The organism is Phytoactinopolyspora endophytica, from assembly GCF_004138495.1.
Taxonomy (GTDB): Bacteria; Actinomycetota; Actinomycetes; order Jiangellales; family Jiangellaceae; genus Phytoactinopolyspora; species Phytoactinopolyspora endophytica.
The window spans coordinates 235,957-239,495 of record NZ_ML142850.1 but is presented as its reverse complement, the minus strand read 5'-3'; the positions used below and the strand labels follow the sequence as shown (position 1 = coordinate 239,495).

At 72.3% G+C, this 3,539-nt stretch carries 2 protein-coding genes and 1 pseudogene; 2 read left to right on the top strand and 1 reads right to left on the bottom strand.

Going from position 1 to position 3,539, the window contains the following annotated elements:
* The coding region (selA, locus tag ELR45_RS04435; protein ID WP_205855935.1) for an L-seryl-tRNA(Sec) selenium transferase at nucleotides 1-1,203 on the top strand (1,203 nt) is incomplete at its 5' end.
* Between the two features lies 1 nt (nucleotide 1,204).
* A complete protein-coding gene (gene selB, locus ELR45_RS04430; protein WP_129663778.1) occupies nucleotides 1,205-2,968 on the top strand; it encodes a selenocysteine-specific translation elongation factor in 1,764 nt (587 codons plus the stop codon).
* 18 nt (nucleotides 2,969-2,986) lie between these two features.
* Here the strand turns inward: selB and ELR45_RS36880 are convergent.
* A pseudogene (locus tag ELR45_RS36880) lies at nucleotides 2,987-3,539 on the bottom strand (NrfD/PsrC family molybdoenzyme membrane anchor subunit); the annotation flags it as partial.

Here is a 3,539-nt window from a genome sequence, read left to right as displayed (position 1 = left end):
GGCGTGGTCACTCAGGCGCAAGAGCGTGCCCGGCGGGGTGAGATCTCAACCGACTCCGTGGCGGACGCGGCGGCGGCTGCCCTGCCGCGCCGCGCCACGACGTTGCGGCCCACGATCAACGCCACCGGGGTGATTCTGCACACCAACCTCGGCCGGGCACAGCTGTCGGCCGCGGCTATCGAAGCGTTGCAGGCAGCGGCAGGCCACACGGATGTCGAGTATGACGTGGAGACCGGGCAACGGGCCCAGCGCGGCCGCGGGACCATGGACGCCTTGGCGGCCGCCGTGCCCGCAGCCGAAGCGACCCATGTGGTGAACAATGGGGCGGCGGCACTGGTCCTCGCCGCGACGGCGCTCGCGGCGGGCCGGGAGATCGTGGTGAGCCGCGGCGAGCTGGTCGAGATCGGTGACGGATTCCGGCTTCCGGACCTGCTCGAATGCACGGGTGCGTCGTTGCGTGAGGTCGGGACCACCAACCGCACATCGCTGCGCGACTACGAGTCCGTGATCGGGCCGGACACCGGGTTCATCCTCAAGGTGCACCCGTCGAACTTCACCATGAGCGGGTTCGTCTCGGCGGTCTCCGTGCGCGATCTGGCCGGCCTTCCGGTCCCGGTGGTGGTGGACACCGGCTCCGGAATGCTCTCTCCTGACCCGCTGCTTCCGGACGAACCCGACGCGAGCACGATGCTGGCCGACGGGGCCGATCTGATCACGGCGAGTGGAGACAAGCTGCTGGGCGGCCCGCAATCCGGCCTGATGCTCGGCCGTGCCGACATCATCGATCGGCTGCGCAGCCACCCACTTGCCCGGGCGCTGCGGGTGGACAAGCTCACCCTCGCCGCGCTGGAGGCCACCGTGCGAGGGACGGAGTCGCCGACCTGGCAGTCACTCCGGCGCGACGTGTCCGAGCTGCATGCGCGGGCGGAGGGCCTGCGGGACGGGCTGCGCCAGGTAGGTGTCACGGCCGATGTGGTCGAGACCGTCAGTGTGGTGGGCGGCGGCGGTGCACCCGGCCTGGAGCTGCCGTCGTGGGCGGTCGCGCTCAAGCCCGACCTGGCGATTCCGCTGCGTACCACGGAGCCCGCCATCGTGGGGCGGGTCGAGCACGGCCGGCTCCTGCTGGACCTGCGCTGCGTGCCTGAAAGCCTGGACCAGACGGTCCACTGTGCGGTGCTCACAGCCACCCAGGGGCAGGCGTGACATGCACGTGGTGGCCACCGCCGGCCACGTCGACCATGGGAAGTCAACGCTGGTCAAGGCGCTCACCGGGATGGAGCCGGACCGGTGGGCGGAGGAGCGGCAGCGCGGCCTGACGATCGACCTGGGCTTCGCCTGGACGAGCCTGCCGTCGGGCGCGACGGTCGCCTTCGTCGACGTGCCTGGCCATGAGCGGTTCGTGCCGAACATGCTCGCCGGTGTCGGGCCGGTGCCCGCGGTGCTGTTCGTCGTCGCCGCCGACGAGAGTTGGATGCCGCAGTCCGCCGAGCATCTGGATGTGTTGCATGCCCTGGGCGTGGAACACGCGTTGCTCGCCGTCACCCGTAGTGATCTCGCGGACCCGGAACCGGCGGCCCGCCGCGCGCTCGACGAGGTCGCCGCGACGTCGCTCGGCGACGTGGAGACCGTTGCCGTCAGCGGCACGGACGGCACCGGGTTGGAGGAGCTGAGGAGAGCGCTGGACCGGCTCGTGTCGCGGCTACCGGAACCGGATGCCGACGCCCCGGTCCGGCTCTGGGTCGATCGGTCCTTCACCATCACCGGCAGCGGCACCGTCGCTACCGGGACGCTCTCGGCCGGTCGTCTGCGGGCGGGCGATCGGTTGGAGGCCACGTCGCTCGATCGCACGGTCCGGGTCCGGGGGCTGCAATGCCTGGGCCGCACGGCCTCCGGAGTCTCGGCCGTCGCCCGGGTGGCGGTGAACCTGCGTGGTGTCGACGCCGGCGACCTCCGCCGCGGCGACGCCCTGCTGACGCCCGGCCGATTCCGGTCGAGCGATCTGGTCGACGTACGGGTCCACGGCGACGACGTGACGTCGCTGCCGCCCAGCGTGACGTTCCACGTCGGCTCGGCCGCAGTGACCGCGCGGGTGCGTCCGCTCGGAACGGACACCGCCCGGCTGGCGTTGCCTCGGCCGGTTCCGCTGCGGATCGGGGACCGCGGTCTCCTGCGCGACCCGGGCCGTCACCATGTCAGCGGGGGAGTGACCGTGCTGGATGTGGCGCCGCCGGCCCTGGTTCGGCGTGGTGCGGCGGCGGCCCGGGCCAAGGTGCTGACCCAACTCGACGGCCGCCCCGACGAACGTTCGGAGCTCCGCCGCCGGGGTATGGCTCGACGCGAGGACCTGGAGCGGATGGGGGTACCTGTGACGAGCGCGCCGGTGGCCGCCGGTTGGCTCGTCGACGACGAGCTGTGGTCGCGGCTGAGAACGCGGCTCGACGACGTCGTCGGCGGGGCACGGCGGGACCACCCGCTGGAACCTGGCCCGCCGGTGGACGTGGTCCGGCAGGCGCTCGATCTGCCCGACCGGGCGCTGGTTCACGCCCTGGTGACAGATCCGTTCGAGATCCGCTCCGGCCGCGTCGTCGTCCGTGGGGCCGCCGACGGAACGTCGTTGCCGCCCGGGCTGGCCGACGCGATCGCGACGTTGCGGTCCGACCTGGCCGACCGGCCCTTCGCGGCGCCGGACGCGGCACGGCTCGCGGAGCTCGGGTTAGGCCGTCGTGAGCTGGCAGCGGCTGAGCGGTCCGGAGCTGTGGTGCGCATCGCGGACGGGATCGTGCTGCTGCCGGATTGTGTGACCGAGGCGGCTCGCGTGCTGAGCACGTTGCCGCAGCCGTTCACCGTCAGCGACGCGCGCAAAGCCCTCGGGACGACGCGCCGGGTCGCCGTTCCGCTGCTCGAGTACCTGGACCGGCAGGGCGCGACGCGGCGGATGCCCGATGACCGCCGGACCTCCGCCCCATGATCATGAACACTTGCCGTGCTATGTGAACGGTTTCTGTTCATGATCATGGGAGGTGTCGCGTCGTTGGCGTTGCGGGACGACGGTGTACTTCGGGTCCTTGGCCGAGGCCATCCCGGCTTCGAAGACACCGAAACGGGTACACAGCGACCCGGCCAGCAGCGCCGCCCCGGACAGCACCGATCCAGCACGGCTGCGACGGGCGGCGAGGGCGCCCAGCGCGCCCGCGGCGGTGAGGACCTGTCCCGCGCGCATCCACCGGCCGCTGCGGCCTCGATGGTACGGCTCAGCGACCATGCCCAGCCGAGACGTCATCCGCCGCTCCGCGGCAAGCTCGAGCGCGGCGCCGGACACCGCCATCACCCGTGCCGGACCGGCGTCGCGCGGCGGGACGCTCACCATGCCAAGACCGCCGCCGCTGGTCAGCGACCCGCCGGCGAAGACGAACGGTAACTCCCGGCGGCCGTCATGCCAGATCGGCACCGCCGTGTCAGCGACCAGAACCGCCGTGTAGGTCATCATGATCGGGCTGAGCACCGCAGCCCCGGCCTGAGCGGCCCGGCCGGCATGGGGC